Below are 16,128 nucleotides of genomic sequence, written 5' to 3'. Positions count from 1 at the left end.
AAAATCTCAAATTAAAAATATTAACTAAAATACAATTGAACACCAAATACATCTTTATTACTTGTATAATAAACTTTGAGAGGAAAATTCATATATAGAAAGGATTTATTCATGAGCACTATAGAAAAGATTCAAACTTTTATTATTCTTTTTGCTGTTACATGCGGCATCGTACTCGGACAATTTAATATGATACATACGTATTCAGACAAATTTATTGTCCCCTTCTTATTTTTCATGCTATATGGATTATTCCTCAGCATTCCATTAAAAGAAATAAAAAACGGATTTCGCAATTTAAAATTTGCTGGAACAAGTCTTACTATTAACTTCTTATGGACACCTTTACTCGCTTGGGGGTTAGGAGCACTATTTCTTTCCGATCATCCAGCACTTTGGGTTGGATTTATAATGTTAATGGTTACTCCATGTACAGATTGGTACTTAATCTTTACTGAAATAGCGAAAGGTAATGTAGCACTTTCTACTGCAATTTTACCTGTAAATTTAATTTTGCAAGTACTGCTCCTTCCCATTTATTTATTTTTATTTGCTGGTGTCATGAAAACTGTAGCGATTTCTGTTTTAGTAGAAAGTATTGTTATCGTAATCGTCTTACCATTTATACTTGCACACGCTACAAAGTTCATTATGAATAAAATGAAAAAAGCTGAAACTCTCGAGAATAAACTCATTCCGTTTTTCAGCTCTGCTCAAATTGTATTTTTAAGTTTAGCAATAGTAGCGATGTTTGCATCACAAGGTAAATATTTACTGCAAAATATGAATGTCGTTTTATTATTACTCGTTCCTGTTCTATTGTTCTTCATCATTAATTTCTTACTAGGACAATTTATCGGGCGCATCATGCATTTATCTTACAAAGATACAGTAAGTCTAAGCTTAACAACGTTAGCAAGAAACTCACCTGTTGCACTCGCTATCGCTGTAACAGCTTTTCCAGACGAGCCTCTTATCGCACTTGCACTCGTTATTGGACCGTTGATTGAGTTACCGGTACTAGCTTTTGTTTCACAAGTTTTGTTGCTTATTAAGAAAAAACGGCAATACGCATAATAAAAACCGTCCCATTTTGGGACGGTTTTTATTATGGAAAGATTACATACAACACTTGCTTCTTATTTATCAATACAAATGAAATTACCGAAACTACAAACGTAATAATACCAATTGTAATAAAGTGAAACTTTAATCATTGGGGGTTTTGTTCATCCCCCAATGATTATTAGCCCTCACCACTCCCGCATTAACAGATCCTTTCTAATTAAAAATGATAGGAAACGTAAATATAACGAAAGCTGCCCAAAGTCCGTATATTGGCAAATACTTCGTAACGGCATCTTGGATAGCTTTTAGTCCTGATTTATTTTGCAAGAAACGCATATAGGCAAACATAATCCAAATGAGATTTGCCCAAATCAGTATGTTTACTCCTAAAACAGCAAGTCTATTAGGTGTAATCCCGTAAGAAGAAAGTCTGAATACTATGGCTGACAATGCGACAGTGTCAATAATAAGCGCCAGAACAATTAAGGAAAAATTTATATAATCTGAAATGTTCTTTTTCTCGTCCGAGTCACTCTCAACGATAGAAAATATAGTAACAGCCAATACGCCAAGCAGTATTCCGTTGAAGGCCATTAGGAAATTGCGATCCAAGAATGGATTTTTCCCGATCCAAATTACCGTTATAAGATAGATAAGCAAGGTAATCAGGACGAGAGGACTAAAAATTTTAGATATGTATGGTGTAATATTTTTAGCAAGCTTAAGATTCATTGATACTAAGTATGCAGTCACAATAGCGAGAGCCGCTGCTCCAAATAAAACAACATTACTAAAATAGAATTCTCCTATATCTAAGTCAACAAAGCTAAATAAACGCATGGTGAATACCGCAAGTATCATTCCGCTCACTGCCATGCTCCCGTAGAGAAGACAATATTCTAAATTAAATTTAATATAGGCTAATCTTGTACTGCCTTTTGAATATTCATTTCCTGTAAATGCAAGCCCTACTAAGACCCATAAAAATATAGGAAGATGTAAATACGCAAGTATGGTACTGTCTTTATAATTTACTGGCAGCGTATTAAGATAATACCCGGAAATTAGGAACAACGCTGCAAGGGAATAAATAATACTTTTTTTCGGAGTATTATTGTAAACAAAATAAGCAGCAATAAAGGGAATTACACCAAAAGCCAAGTTAATTGGAGCAATTGCTTCCTGCTCAACAAAGTGGAAAATGATCCTGGTGCTTATGCCGGCCAGAATAGCTAAAAGGCCCATGAATAAGAAACCTTTTTGAAACAAAGATGTTTTTTCTTTATTTACTTTCTCCTTGAAATGCAACCTTTCATACCAAGCACCTAGAACTTGAGAATCAGGGTTTTGGTCCCATGCTTGTGAGAATGCTTTTTTAAAAGCTTTCGGATCTTTTCTATACATCTTCTCCAACTCATGGGGGTTATCCATATTTTTAACAATCAAATTGTTAATGTTCATAGTTATACCTCCTCTAATTTTAAAAATAAGGTTGTTACCTTTTAACAAAAGCACCTCACTCATTTATTATGATTTTGATTTTAATACAAGTTTTATCGTTTTACAATAAAAAATTATTATTTAAAGGATTTTTTTTATCGTTAAATTTTATATAAAAGAAAAACAAAAGAGCATGACAGTTTTATGTCATGCTCTTTTAACAAATTAATTCTCAAATACAAAATTAATCTTATTATCTTTCCACTCTAATTTCGCATCAAACGTTTTCTCGCCCTTTTTAAAGCCTTTAATTAAATCAGTCTTTTCACCTTTTAAGAGCTTTGTCATATTCTTTTGCGAAATTGTTTTACTTAATATCTTCTTTGAAATGGTGAAATCACATTGCGTTGTATTATAGTTAGAACAACCGTAAAACGTTGACTTATCAATTACATCGCCATCACATTTTTTACAGCTACCAACCTTTTTACCCGTTGTAAATTTCGATCCTTTTCGTTCAATCGATTCAACATGTAGTCCAGTGAAATCCCACTTCTCAGACATTTCCACTGCATCTTCAATAATTTTAGCTGATAGCTTTTTCGTCTGTTCCATAAATGTAGCTGGTGAAGCTGTACCTTCACCAATTTCCGCAAGACGTTGTTCCCATTTCGCAGTCATTTCTGGTGAAGCTAGTATTTTATCACCAATTGCGGTAATTAATACTTTTCCTTTATCAGTCGCATACACTTGGTTTTTCTTTACATCTATATACTTACGGTCTTTCAGCATCGTAATAATACCTGCGCGAGTCGCTTCCGTACCTAAACCTTCTGTTTTCTTTAATACTTTCTCCAGCTCTTCATTCTCTAAATACTTACCAGCTGTTTTCATTAACGTAATAAGTTGTCCTTCTGTATAGCGCTTCGGTGGCTGTGTTTTTCCTTCTTTCACTTTCACCTTTACAACTTTTCCTTCTTCGCCTTCAGCTACAATTGGAAGAATGGTTTCGTCATCTTTATCGTCTTGGAAAATAACTTTACGCCAACCTTCTTGAATTTGCTGTTTTCCTTTTGAAATGAATTCAGCACGTTCATCTACAAGCGTTACAATCGTTGTATAGTCAAAGATTGCAACTTCATAATGAGCTGCAATAAGCCTTCTTACGATCATATCGTATATTTTCTTTTCATCACCTGATAGTCTGCTTGGGTTTGTAACTTGCTCTGTCGGAATAATTGCGTAGTGATCTGTTACTTTCTTTTCATTTACATAACGCTTGTTATTCATAATGGATTCAACCGGAGCCGGTAATAAGCCTTTATATTCATCAAACTGACTCAACTTCTGTAAAATATCAGGGAACGTCGCTGCTTCTCCTTGTGTAACATAGTTAGAATCTGAACGTGGATAAGAAACAATCCCTTTTTGATATAGTGCTTGCGTTATATCAAGCGTCTTTTTCGGTGAAAACTTAAAGGCTTTATTTGCCGTTGCTTGCAGTGATGATAAGTTAAATAAAAGCGGCGGCTGAAACTCTTTACGCTCCGTTTTCATTTCCTTCACAACAGCCGGTTTCCCTTGGCAAAATGCCGCAATTTTATTCGCCATATCAGGATCTTTTAAGCGGGATTCATTATCCTTTTCCCATTTTCCGTCATATTTCTTTCCTTCTATATTAAAGGTTGCAAACACTTCCCAGAAAGGCTCTGACTTAAAGTTTTCAATTTCTTTCTCTCGCTTTACAATCAATGCTAACGTTGGTGTTTGGACACGACCAGCAGAAAATACATCATTCATTCCTTTTTTCTTTAACAAAATACTAAAGACACGTGATGCATTCATACCAACAACCCAGTCAGCGCAAGATCTTGTGTATGCTTCGTAATACGTATTAATTGTATCTGATTCATCAAGTAGATTTTTAAATCCTTGGTAAATAGCTTGCTTCGTTAAAGATGAAATCCATAGACGTTTCATCGGCTTTTGCACGTTACAAAGATTAATAATATTTCGTACGATCAGTTCCCCTTCACGCCCAGCATCTCCTGCGTGAATGATTTCTGTTACCTGTGGATTATGTAACAGCTGTTTCACAACGTTAAATTGCTTATACTTTGACTTTGTTACTTCAAATTGAAAACGTTCTGGAATCATCGGTAATGTATTAAGTGACCATTTTTTCCACTCTGCGTGATAATGCTCTGGATTACATAACTGCGTCAAATGACCAATTGCCCATGTACAGTACGCTCCATTTGGAAATAACTCATTCGCTTCTACCTCTAAATATCCATCTTTCCGGCGATATTTAAACTGTGAAACAAGAGCCAACCCTTGATCTGGTTTCTCGGCAATAATTAATTTCATTTTATAACTCCCTATCTGTATTCCAGTGTTACTTTCATTGTCTATATGTTTAGAAGCGATGATAAAACAACAATCTTATTTATCATTCGCGGTTTGTCTCGCAAATGGGAGACCTATAATATTATACGCTTATTCTTTATGGCTTCACAATAGAAACTCATAATATAACAATTTCTTTCACATGCTTATAATTAAAAAAGACGCCCTAAAAAATCAAACGTCTCTTTGCCTACATCTATGAAATTGTGCAGATAATATGCAGATATTAATAAGCATAAGTACCCTCCATATAAACATATGATGAAATGAACGATAGGACAAGGAGGTATCATAATGTTTGCTTATACGTTAACTACCTTAACACTTTGCTGTACTTCGATTCTTATTACATCCTATATTTCCAAACGTAAGGGTACCCTAATGGAGTATATGGTATTTATTATGTCTTTTAGTATGAGTATCGGTTTAAGTATTGGTTTTTACTTAGGCATTCTCTTTAAGGAGGAATTACTATATTCTACTTTGCTTGGTATTTTAATTAGTGGTTTTATCGGTTTCTCAATCGGTCTACGTTTTCACCTATATACTGCTTTAGAAGGAATGTTCTCTGGATTAATGGCAAGTATGATGGGAGCAATGATTACAGAAATGTTAAACGCTCAACAAGCTCATAGTATATTGTTCATTAGCCTTTTACTTACTATAACGATTACTATGTCCTGTGTGATTCAATTATTATCGGAGAACTTTTCTACTTTTATCCAACAGCGTTTTTTGTTATTACTTTCAATTAGTGTAGTAATTATCGTTGCCGTATTCGCGACATTCCCAAATCATACTCCCTCACCTACATCCGGGCATGATCAACACATACATTAGTACTTGCAACAAAAATGAATAAGCAGCTATCCATAGGATAACTGCTTAATATTACTCTGGCTTATTAGGAATGTTTCGGTTTGGAACATAATCCGATTTGTAATCTGTATATTTTACTTCTGTTACCATCCCAGCTGAAGCATGGTGTAAATCATGACAGTGGAACATCCAATCGCCCGGATTATCTGCTACAAAGGCTACTTCATATTCTTCTCCCGGTTTTAAGTTCAATGTATCTTTCACAATTGGAGAACCTTCTATCGGTTTTCCATCTTTACTCAACACCTGGAAAAAGTGTCCGTGTAAATGCATTGGGTGATCATCCATTTTAGAACGATTTACCAACTTCACTTTTACTAAATCACCCTTTTTTACTTGAATTGGGTCAATATCCGGAAATACCTTTCCGTTAATTGTATATACCATTTCATTTCCATTCATTTGCGTATTTAAGTCCATATTATATGTGGCAGTATACTCTTGATTTAATGTGAAACTACCTAATTTTTTAGTACCATATTTCATTATATCTACTTTCGGTAATTTTTCTTTTTCGTCTGCTTTATCTTTCATCTCTTTGCTGCCATCATACTCAATAACAGCTTTCATTCCTTTTGCACCTTTATTTTTCGAATGGTCTTCAACATACCATTTCCCAGGATTATTAGCAGTAAATTCAATATCATAACGTTCACCCGGTGCGATTGAAATTACTTTATCCTTTATAACTTTTGGATCGTTTATTGGTTGACCATCTGTCGCAATTACTTTTATATCATGGCCATGAACATGTATATCATGTGATAGATAACCAGCATTGACGAGTCTAAGACGAACGTTATCTCCCTTATTCACTTTTAATGGCGCTACTAAATCACCGCTTTTTCCATTGATTGTGAATAAGTCGTACATACTCATATCATGACCTTCCATCTTCATATTTCCATGGTCCATTCCTTCCATATTACTAGAGTCTTTTTTATCACTGCCCATGTTCATATCAGAATGAGCCATGCCGTTCTTATCATCATTCTTTTCCCCATTTTCATTACCTTTAGATTTATTACCTATTTGCCCTTTTGTCATTTCTTTTAACTGCTTATTCATTTCTTCTTTATCTGTAACCCATTCATCCAACATTAATGTGTAATCTTTATCATATTTTTCCTTTGTATCTTCTACAATGAGCGCTCCATACAAACCTCTATCTAATTGATTTACAGAATCTTGATGCGAGTGATACCAGTACGTTCCTGGTACGTTCGCTTCAAATTCGTAAGTGAAACTTTTTCCTGGTTCAACTGCATCTTGTGTCACGCCTGGAATTCCATCCATGTTATTTGGGACAGGATATCCATGCCAATGAATAGATACTGGTGCAGATAATTCATTTTTTAATGTCACTTTCACCTTTTCACCTTTTTTCACCCGAATTTCTGAACCAGGAGATGAGCCATTAAATGTCCAGACTGGAACAATAACACCGTTACTTAATTTTTGCTTTTCTTCTTTCGCTATTAAAGTAACTTCTGGTCCTTTTTCAACTTTCAATGGTGTTGTAGCTGTTTCAGTCTGTAGTGTTTTTTTATCATTCATATTTTTATGATCATTTGTTGTATTTGTCGTCACAGAACAGGCAGCAATTAAAAATATTACAGAGACTGTAATGACTGCTAATACAAATCGCTTCATGGAAAATCCCCCCTTTTTCTTTTTCGAAATCATTATAGAGGTTGATTTTCAAGAAAATAAGGAGATGTAATTAGATCTTACGTAAGCTAATTGGAAGATTACTAAAAGCGGAGACATTACAAGAGGCGAATATTTTAGAAATACATAATGCTTTCCTTGTAGCGACTATATTAGCCGTTCTCGTATTTGTTTTGACGTTATTTCTTAAGAAACAATAACACTGCTATTATTAAATAAGAAAAATGTAGCTAAAATGCTCTTCACAAAAGAACTTAGATTTTTGTATAATAAGAACTAATGTTCTTTACAGACAATGGACTCAAATTACACAAATATATCAAATAGAAGAGGATTGATATACGATGAAAATTGATAGACCAAAAATTTCACCAGAGTTATCTTCAAAGAATTTTCAAGATATTTTTTATGAAGAAGATCCAACATTAGAAGTCTGTGAAATTATAGACTCCACTTTTGAAAATGAATGTGTAGATAGAGTGCGATTGTATGATGCAGTGATAAAGAATTGTAAATTCACTAATACAGACTTTAGCAATATTGATATTACAGATGTTTGTTTTGAAAACTGTGATTTATCAAATGTTAATTTAAGCAATTCTTCTGTTCACAGAGTCGAATTTAAAAATAGTAAATTAATCGGAGTAAATTTCACAGAATCTAGCTTAGGAAATGTTAAATTTGAGAATTCAATTTTGAATTTAGCAGCATTTGGAAATTCTAAACTAGAAAAAATTATATTTAATGAAACTTCATTAAATAATGCAGATTTTTTTGACTGTAAACTTAAAAAAGTTGAATTCCAATTATGTAGTCTTGATGAAGCTAATTTTGATCAGACATCACTGAAGGGGATAGATATTAGTTCTTCTACCTTTGATACACTTACAGTTTCAGTGAACGATTTAAGAGGATGTAAAGTATCAACATATCAAGCTGTTCAGTTTGCTACTTTATTAGGATTAATAATTAAAGATTAGTATTTCGAAGAAAAGAACCCTATCCCGAATCATGGATTTTTTAATTGTCCACGATTCGAGATAAAGTTCAAATAAATTAGTGATGACTCTTTTATTATTTAACTACAGCTTGGTTTCCTTTTACATGTTCATTATTTACACTCATAAATTCTTCAATTTCTTCAACTTCTCTAATGATATCTTTTGACAAGTTTTCATACCCGTCTTTCGTTACAAGAATGTCATCTTCAATACGAATTCCAATTGATTCTCCTTCAATGTAAAGACCAGGTTCAATTGTTATAACCATACCTTCTTCTAACATTCTATCTTTATATGTTCCTACATCATGTGTATCTAAACCAAGGAAATGGCTGACACCATGATAATAGTATTTTGATAACTCTTCATCTTCTTGAATTAAACCAATTGCTTTACACTCTTCTGCCAGTACCTTTTTTGTATGCTCATTTAATGCAGCGAACTTTAATCCTGGCTTAATAAGCGCTGTTGTTTCTTTTAATGCTTTTAATACAATATTATAAATTTGTTTTTGACGACTAGAGAATGTTCCATTTGCCGGGAATGTATAACTAATATCAGCGTTATAGTAGTCTTTTTGAGCACCTAAATCTAGTAATACTAAGTCACCATTTTGAATTTGTGCATCATTATCTTCATAATGAAGAACTGTAGCATTTTTCCCACTCGCCAAAATTGTATTGAACGCATGGTGCTTAATGCCAGATGATTTCAGTGTAAAATCAAATTGAGCTTCTAATTCATACTCCATCATGCCTGCTTTTGCATTTTTTAACACATTGTAAATACCATCTTTCGTTACAGCAATCGCTTCTTTAATAATTTCAATTTCTTCCTCTGTTTTAAATACTCGTAATTCACAAATGTTCGGATATACATTACCAATTGTTACGTGTGGGTATTTTTCTCTTACATGTTTAGCAAATGCTAATGTTTTTGTCTCCGTACCATTCCAATCACGACGTTCTATATCTAAATATAGATGCTTCGCATTTTCTGTAAAAAGTATATTTGACATTGTCTTTTCAAAGCTATCTAAATATACAACTTTCTTTATACCTGAAATTCCCTCTGCTTCTTCGCTAGAAACTGTCTTCCCAACCCATTTTTCCATTACTGGATCTGATTTTTCAATGAAAAGTGTCTCTTCTACACTATTCCCAAACTTTTTCAGCATAAAAATAACATTTGGTTCATCGATTCCCGTTAAGTAGTAAAAATTACGATTCGGTACAAATTTATAATGTGCATCAGCTGACATATGCGGTGCTTGTCCCGCAAATAAAATCGTAACGGATTCATCAGGTAATGTTTTCGTTAGTCTTTCTCTATTTTGAGCGAAAAATGTTGATTTCATAATATCCCCCTAGTGTTCTATGTATGCTTGTAAAGCTAATTGTCCTCTGTTATTCATTTTATTATTGTTATAATTTTTCGTCAATTTTTAACCTTTTAGATGGTGTTGACATAATAAAAATTAAGCGTTAAAATTACTATATATTAGTAAGTAACTAATATAATTAAATCTAACTAGAGGTGAATCAAATGAAAAACATTTTATTCCGTATTAACGAATTGTCAAAAAAAGAAAAAGCAACTGGATTAACAGTTGATGAAAAACAAGAACAACAAATGTTACGTCAAAACTATACAGAAACATTTCGTGGAAGCCTAGATTCCATTTTATTAAACACAAAAATTGTTGATCAAAATGGTCTTAACGTTACACCTGCTGCATTACAAGATGCTCAAATACGTTTAAAATTAAGCAAATGAGTTCCGAGCTAAAGAATTTTAATAAAACATAAACAGAGCTGGATTTCCTATATAGAAATTCCAGCTCTGTTTATTGTCTTTTCTAATTTAGTAAACGAGCGATACATCGCAATTCTCCACGACACAATCATCGCAAATGCAAGTAAGAAAAACATTCCGCTTAACTCTGCCAAATCAATTGATTGGCTTAAATATGACTTTAATGCCACGCGTACAGCTAATAAGCCTACTAAAATAAATATGAATGCTTTTGACGGTTTCATAAATATATGTTCGCCTTTTATTTCGAACTTAGTTGTTTTAATAAGAAAAATAGAGAAAATAAGCCCTATACTAATTGCCTCGACTATTTCTAACGATGTTAATCGAAACTCTGGTAAAAAGTACATCATTGCGCCTGTACTCATAAAAATTGGCGGCAATATAATTTTCTTTTTCGTTACCGGCTTTTTCGCTGCTTTAAAACGTAGAAACATTACCCCAACAGCCATACAAACTGCTACGACACTTGATAAAAGTGCTATCATACTTTCCACTCCTATCTATTTAAATGACTTTTTTAGCAAAATCATAAACCAATAAGTAACTACATGCCGCATTATAGAATTTCTTCATTATATTCCTCCTGCTGTAAACTTTCCATATTCGCTGCAATCATTTTACGCAAAGTTTATGAACGGAATATGAACAAAAAAAACCATTCTGCAATTAATAATTGCAAAATGGCTTTTTAACTTATTTTAAATCGTCAATTGTGAAAGCACCTGGAAGTAATTGCTCAACAGTCACTTCTTTTTCATCACCTTTTACATTCGTTAGTAATACAGGCATTTTCGGATCACAGAATTCAGCAATTACTTGTCTACACGCACCACATGGTGAAATCGGTCCATCAGTTTCTCCTGTAATAACTAAGTAACTAAAATCGCGCTCCCCTTCTGATACCGCTTTAAATATTGCTGTTCTTTCTGCACAGTTACATAAACCATAAGAAGCATTTTCTATATTACAACCAGTATAGATTTTCCCTTCTTTCGTAACTAACGCTGCGCCAACAGGAAATTTAGAATACGGAATATACGCTTTCGATAACATCTTGTTTGCTTCTTCAATATATTTTTTCTTATCCATATTATTTCCCCCTCAAAGTAAATGAAATGATGATTAGTCAGTAATAACTGTATGAACTAATTTAGGAGCCACTGCTGTTTCAGCTATAGAAATATTCTCATAAATTTTTGCTTTTACATCTTCTACATTTTCACGGTTTGCGTAGATTGTTACGAAAGGCTCGCCTTCTTTTACTGCATCGCCAACTTTTTTACGTAACATTAATCCTACTGCTAAATCGATTTCATCTTCCTTCGTTGCACGACCTGCACCAAGTAACATAGCTGCAATACCAATCTCATCTGCAACAATGTTAGAAATAACACCTGAAGTTTTTGCAGGTACATCAATTACATACTTCGCTTGTGGCATTTTTTCTGGATTGTCTACAATTGAGCTATCTCCGCCTTGATTGCTTAAGAACTCTTTAAACTTCTCAGTTGCTTTTCCGTTCTTCATCACTTCAATTAGCATTTCACGAGCTTCTTCTAATGTATTTGCTTTTTTCGCAAGTACGACCATCTGACTTCCTAATACGAGTACTAATTCTGTTAAATCTTCTGGACCTTCACCTTTTAACGTATCAATCGCTTCTTTCACTTCTAGAGCGTTACCAATTGCAAAACCAAGTGGTTGTGACATATCTGAAATAACAGCCATAGTTTGACGTCCTACATTATTTCCGATACGTACCATTGCATGTGCTAATTCTTTTGCATCTTCTTCTGTTTTCATAAATGCACCAGCACCTGTTTTTACATCAAGTACGATTGCGTCAGCACCAGCTGCAATTTTTTTACTCATAATTGAACTTGCGATTAAAGGAATTGAGTTAACAGTTCCTGTTACGTCGCGTAATGCATAAATCTTTTTATCTGCAGGTGTTAAGTTTCCTGTTTGTCCAATAACAGCTACTTTGTCACGGTTTACAATATCAATGAATTGTTCTTTCGTAATTTCAACGTGGAATCCTTCTACCGCTTCTAATTTATCAATTGTTCCGCCTGTATGTCCTAAACCACGACCAGACATTTTTGCTACTGGTACATCTAAAGCAGCTACTAACGGTCCTAATACTAATGTTGTTGTATCACCAACACCGCCAGTTGAATGTTTGTCTACTTTAATTCCTTCAATTGCTGATAAGTCGATCGTTTCTCCAGACTCAACCATCGCCATCGTTAAATCTGCACGTTCGCGATCTGTCATATCTTTAAAGAAGATTGCCATTGCAAGCGCACTCACTTGATAATCAGGAATACTTCCGTCTGTATATCCATTAATAAAGAATTTGATTTCTTCAGTCGTTAATTCTTTGCCGTCACGTTTTTTTGCAATAATATCTACCATTCTCATTACAATCACCATTCCTTTTTATATTATATAAATCTATTAAAATAATAACCCAACGATTGTTGCTGATAAGAAACTTACTAATGTTGCACCGAATAGTAATTTCAAACCAAATCTTGCGACTACATTCCCTTGCTTTTCATTTAAGCTCTTAACTGCCCCTGCAATAATCCCAATTGAAGAGAAGTTTGCAAATGAAACTAAGAATACAGAGATAATCGCTGTCGTTCTATCTGAGAAATTAAAGTTTCCTTGTGCTAAATCTGTCATAGCGACAAATTCATTTGATACTAATTTTGTTGCCATAATATTTCCGGCATTAACTGCTTCATGCCAAGGTACACCCATAATAAATGCAAATGGTGCAAATGCATAACCAAGAATTTCTTGGAATGAAATACCGATTACACCTTTAAATACTGCATTAATAAATGCGATAAGAGCAACGAAACCGACTAACATAGCTGCTACTGTAATCGCAACTTTAAATCCATCAATAATGTATTCCCCTAATACTTCAAAGAAGGTCTTCTTCTCTTCTTCTTGTACTTCTAACATATCTTCTTCCTCAGTAACTTCATATGGGTTAATGATAGAAGCAATGATGAAACCACCGAATAAGTTAAGCACTAAAGCGGTTACAACATATTGTGGTTTTAATAACACCATATATGATCCAACGATAGACATAGAAACTGTAGACATTGCTGATGCACATAATGTATACATTCTTTTCTCTGGCAATAACCCTAGTTGTTTCTTAACTGAAATAAATACTTCAGATTGTCCTAAAATCGCAGATGCAACAGCGTTATATGATTCTAGTTTCCCCATTCCATTTACTTTACTTAATGCTAGACCGATAGATTTCACAATAATAGGTAATACTTTAATATGTTGCAAAATACCTATTAAGGCTGATATAAATACGATTGGCATTAATACACTTAAAAAGAACGAAAACTCTTTTTGATTTACTAATCCACCAAATACGAAATTCACACCGTCAGCGGCATATTTTAATAGCTCTCCAAAACCATCTGCTATTCCGCTAATTAATATATTCCCTACACTTGTATTTAATAATAGAAACCCCAAAATGAATTGTAATATAACCATCGTTATGATTGGACGATATTTGACTTTCTTTCTATCATTACTAGCAAGCCAAGCGATACCTAAAATCAATACGAGGCCAAAAACACCGATTAAGTATTTCATAAGCCGTTTCCTCCCATTCGTATCCGCTTACATTTTTTTCAATTATTAAAGCAATAGATATACTTTAAACGTATATCTATTGCTTTAAGCTTTTATCGATTAGTAGTTATCTGTAGCACCTTTTGCATCATTTAATACGATTGCAACACTAGCACTTGCTCCAACGCGAGAAGCTCCAGCAGCTACCATTTTGTCTGCATCTTCACGTGTACGAACACCGCCAGATGCTTTTACACCAACGTTTGGTCCTACTGTTTTACGCATTAATGCGATATCTTCAGCAGTTGCTCCGCCAGTTGAGAATCCAGTTGAAGTTTTTACGAAATCAGCACCAGCTTTTACTGATAATTCACAAGCACGTACTTTCTCTTCATCTGTTAATAGGCAAGTTTCAATGATTACTTTTACAAGAGCTTTTCCTTTTGCTGCTTGTACTACTTCATAAATGTCTTTTTCAACAAATTCGTTATCGCCATCTTTTAAAGCGCCTACGTTGATTACCATATCAACTTCAGTTGCACCTTTTGCGATAGCATCTTTTGTTTCAAATGCTTTTGTTTCAGTAGTGCTTGCTCCTAATGGGAAACCGATTACAGTACAAACGTCTACATCATGTCCAGCTAGTTCATCAGCCGCTAATTTTACCCATGTTGGGTTAATACAAACAGAAGCGAATTTATATTCCTTTGCTTCTTCGATTACTTTCATAACATCTTCTTTAGTAGTATTAGCTTTTAAAATTGTATGGTCAATTAACTTTGCAATGTTCATTATCTTCACTCCTCATATCTTTTAACAACTTCATTCTAACTCTTAGTTGAACAAATGTAAATACACTTTTGAAATTTTGTTCATTCTTTTTTAAAAAGCATTTTCTTGTAGTAAATAAAGCGCATTCTAACAAAGAACAGTTCCTATATAATCAAATTTTCTATGTTAACAATGGTAGTATGTATCTCCATATCCATAATTATTTTTAAAAAGGCAAATTGTGTTCAAAAAAGACTCCTATCATTCATACATAACAAAATAAAAGGAGTTCTCAAAATTAACATTTTGAGAACTCCTTTTATTTCTAACCTTTTTGATAATGTAACAGTTCTTTTGCTGTATGCTGATCGATAATTAATACATTCGCATACCCGCCACGTAACGCACCATCAATTGCTTTTATTTTTCTATTACCACCTGCAACTAAAATAGAGCGTTTCTTTAATTTCAGTTCCTCTAACTCAATTCCAATGGTACGCTTATTGATTTCTTCGCTACTAATATTTCCGTCTCCATCAAAGAAACGTGAACAAATGTCACCGACCGATTGTTTTTTGAGTAAATTTGTTTCATCCTTATCGAAATAACCTAATCGGAATAATAACGCTTCGTCTCGCACTGTTCCTACAGTAAAAATTGCAATATTCGCTTGTTTTCCCATTTCGATAATGTGATGAATATGTCGATCCTGCTCCACTAATTCTTTTGTCACTGCATTATCAAATATAACTGGAAGAGGTAGATTTCTTGGCGTCGTTTGAAAAGCATCTGCAAATAAAGCTATCGTCTCATTCGCATATGTATTTACACTTGAATGACTAATACCACCTTTTAGCTGGACAACCTCTACCCCTTTTACATGTTGCGGTACGATTTTTCTAGCGATTTCATACATAGTCATGCCCCAGCTTACACCAACAATATCACCGTTTTTAACCGTCTTTTCCATATACTCAGCAGCATATTTACTTATATACTCTGTAATCGTTGCATATTCCGGTACTGGAGAAAATACAACATGTGCCTCTAACAAGTTGTACTTTTCTTTCAGTAAATTCCCAACGTTATCTAAATCCGCAAATGGATCGGCGATGCTAATTTGAACAAACCCTTTTTCTTTCGCGTACTTTAACAATCTAGAAATCGTCGGTCTTGAAATATTTAATTTGTTAGCAATTTCTTGCTGACTATAATCTGATTGATAATATAATCTTGCAACTTCAACGCTTAATTGTTGTTTATCTTTTTCCATAGTAACTCATTACAAATCCCTTCCTGTATTTCCCTTTCGTTACAAGCATTATACAGCTTTATGCAAAAAAATTCGACTACCGGATTTTATCTAACTAAACTTCTATTCCACTTATTATATACAATGAAACCTTATTGTGTAGATTTACAAACCCAATATAGAAACACTTAAAACATA

General features: G+C 33.7%; 14 protein-coding genes. 4 read left to right on the top strand and 10 right to left on the bottom strand.

The annotated features are described in order from the left end of the window. Window positions 1-111: 111 nt before the first annotated feature. The gene (locus tag ACX9TM_RS09915; RefSeq protein WP_000103809.1) at window positions 112-1,077 is read left to right on the top strand and encodes an arsenic resistance protein; all 966 of its coding nucleotides are present in this window, start codon (window positions 112-114) and stop codon (window positions 1,075-1,077) included. A gap of 204 nt (window positions 1,078-1,281) precedes the next feature. Here the strand turns inward: ACX9TM_RS09915 and ACX9TM_RS09910 are convergent, their stop codons facing one another. Next, window positions 1,282-2,529: a DUF4153 domain-containing protein gene (locus ACX9TM_RS09910; RefSeq protein ID WP_001024720.1), complete on the bottom strand. Its 1,248-nt coding sequence runs from the start codon at window positions 2,527-2,529 to the stop codon at window positions 1,282-1,284. Window positions 2,530-2,733: 204 nt separating this feature from the next. Further along, entirely contained in the window at window positions 2,734-4,878 is a 2,145-nt protein-coding gene (gene topB / locus ACX9TM_RS09905) for a DNA topoisomerase III (protein WP_000766771.1), read from the bottom strand. Between the two features lie 333 nt (window positions 4,879-5,211). Between topB and ACX9TM_RS09900 the strand changes: the two genes are divergently transcribed. Next, window positions 5,212-5,757: a hypothetical protein gene (locus tag ACX9TM_RS09900; protein ID WP_065382249.1), complete on the top strand. Its 546-nt coding sequence runs from the start codon at window positions 5,212-5,214 to the stop codon at window positions 5,755-5,757. 51 nt (window positions 5,758-5,808) lie between these two features. Here the strand turns inward: ACX9TM_RS09900 and ACX9TM_RS09895 are convergent, their stop codons facing one another. Continuing rightward, entirely contained in the window at window positions 5,809-7,449 is a 1,641-nt protein-coding gene (locus ACX9TM_RS09895; RefSeq protein WP_489574224.1) for a multicopper oxidase family protein, read from the bottom strand. Window positions 7,450-7,811: 362 nt separating this feature from the next. On the opposite strand from ACX9TM_RS09895, the gene ACX9TM_RS09890 reads away from it, so the two are divergent. Then, entirely contained in the window at window positions 7,812-8,447 is a 636-nt protein-coding gene (locus tag ACX9TM_RS09890; RefSeq protein WP_000687265.1) for a pentapeptide repeat-containing protein, read from the top strand. A 94-nt stretch (window positions 8,448-8,541) separates the two neighbouring features. On the opposite strand, the gene ACX9TM_RS09885 is transcribed toward ACX9TM_RS09890, so the two are convergent. Beyond that, window positions 8,542-9,825 carry an aminopeptidase P family protein gene (locus ACX9TM_RS09885; protein ID WP_000842980.1) on the bottom strand — a complete coding sequence of 428 codons (1,284 nt, stop codon included), beginning with the start codon at window positions 9,823-9,825 and terminating at the stop codon, window positions 8,542-8,544. A 188-nt stretch (window positions 9,826-10,013) separates the two neighbouring features. On the opposite strand from ACX9TM_RS09885, the gene ACX9TM_RS09880 reads away from it, so the two are divergent. Further along, complete coding sequence (locus tag ACX9TM_RS09880; protein WP_000789782.1) at window positions 10,014-10,244, top strand: DUF896 domain-containing protein; 231 nt, start codon at window positions 10,014-10,016, stop codon at window positions 10,242-10,244. Window positions 10,245-10,291: 47 nt separating this feature from the next. Here the strand turns inward: ACX9TM_RS09880 and ACX9TM_RS09875 are convergent, their stop codons facing one another. The 6 genes from ACX9TM_RS09875 to deoR form a co-directional block, all read right to left on the bottom strand. Next, complete coding sequence (locus tag ACX9TM_RS09875; protein ID WP_000561074.1) at window positions 10,292-10,771, bottom strand: CcdC family protein; 480 nt, start codon at window positions 10,769-10,771, stop codon at window positions 10,292-10,294. A 208-nt stretch (window positions 10,772-10,979) separates the two neighbouring features. Then, window positions 10,980-11,375, bottom strand: coding sequence for a cytidine deaminase (locus ACX9TM_RS09870; RefSeq protein ID WP_000358533.1), 396 nt, complete (start codon window positions 11,373-11,375; stop codon window positions 10,980-10,982). Between the two features lie 33 nt (window positions 11,376-11,408). After that, complete coding sequence (locus ACX9TM_RS09865) at window positions 11,409-12,710, bottom strand: pyrimidine-nucleoside phosphorylase (protein ID WP_001983022.1); 1,302 nt, start codon at window positions 12,708-12,710, stop codon at window positions 11,409-11,411. Between the two features lie 36 nt (window positions 12,711-12,746). After that, window positions 12,747-13,928: a NupC/NupG family nucleoside CNT transporter gene (locus tag ACX9TM_RS09860; RefSeq protein WP_000876188.1), complete on the bottom strand. Its 1,182-nt coding sequence runs from the start codon at window positions 13,926-13,928 to the stop codon at window positions 12,747-12,749. Window positions 13,929-14,027: 99 nt separating this feature from the next. Continuing rightward, entirely contained in the window at window positions 14,028-14,699 is a 672-nt protein-coding gene (gene deoC / locus ACX9TM_RS09855; RefSeq protein WP_001017440.1) for a deoxyribose-phosphate aldolase, read from the bottom strand. A gap of 304 nt (window positions 14,700-15,003) precedes the next feature. Then, complete coding sequence (deoR, locus tag ACX9TM_RS09850) at window positions 15,004-15,951, bottom strand: DNA-binding transcriptional repressor DeoR (RefSeq protein WP_000409781.1); 948 nt, start codon at window positions 15,949-15,951, stop codon at window positions 15,004-15,006. Between the last annotated feature and the right edge of the window lie 177 nt (window positions 15,952-16,128).

The organism is Bacillus sp. LH1 (genome assembly GCF_057924895.1).
Note: the sequence above shows the minus strand (reverse complement) of the source record. Positions and strands in the feature narration are given on the sequence as shown.

Coding starts and splice junctions, on each gene's coding strand:
- ACX9TM_RS09915 (WP_000103809.1), top strand. CDS start 112: ATGAGCACTATAGAAAAGATTCAAACTTTTATTATTCTTTTTGCTGTT.
- ACX9TM_RS09910 (WP_001024720.1), bottom strand. CDS start 2,529: ATGAACATTAACAATTTGATTGTTAAAAATATGGATAACCCCCATGAG.
- topB (WP_000766771.1), bottom strand. CDS start 4,878: ATGAAATTAATTATTGCCGAGAAACCAGATCAAGGGTTGGCTCTTGTT.
- ACX9TM_RS09900 (WP_065382249.1), top strand. CDS start 5,212: ATGTTTGCTTATACGTTAACTACCTTAACACTTTGCTGTACTTCGATT.
- ACX9TM_RS09895 (WP_489574224.1), bottom strand. CDS start 7,449: ATGAAGCGATTTGTATTAGCAGTCATTACAGTCTCTGTAATATTTTTA.
- ACX9TM_RS09890 (WP_000687265.1), top strand. CDS start 7,812: ATGAAAATTGATAGACCAAAAATTTCACCAGAGTTATCTTCAAAGAAT.
- ACX9TM_RS09885 (WP_000842980.1), bottom strand. CDS start 9,825: ATGAAATCAACATTTTTCGCTCAAAATAGAGAAAGACTAACGAAAACA.
- ACX9TM_RS09880 (WP_000789782.1), top strand. CDS start 10,014: ATGAAAAACATTTTATTCCGTATTAACGAATTGTCAAAAAAAGAAAAA.
- ACX9TM_RS09875 (WP_000561074.1), bottom strand. CDS start 10,771: ATGATAGCACTTTTATCAAGTGTCGTAGCAGTTTGTATGGCTGTTGGG.
- ACX9TM_RS09870 (WP_000358533.1), bottom strand. CDS start 11,375: ATGGATAAGAAAAAATATATTGAAGAAGCAAACAAGATGTTATCGAAA.
- ACX9TM_RS09865 (WP_001983022.1), bottom strand. CDS start 12,710: ATGAGAATGGTAGATATTATTGCAAAAAAACGTGACGGCAAAGAATTA.
- ACX9TM_RS09860 (WP_000876188.1), bottom strand. CDS start 13,928: ATGAAATACTTAATCGGTGTTTTTGGCCTCGTATTGATTTTAGGTATC.
- deoC (WP_001017440.1), bottom strand. CDS start 14,699: ATGAACATTGCAAAGTTAATTGACCATACAATTTTAAAAGCTAATACT.
- deoR (WP_000409781.1), bottom strand. CDS start 15,951: ATGGAAAAAGATAAACAACAATTAAGCGTTGAAGTTGCAAGATTATAT.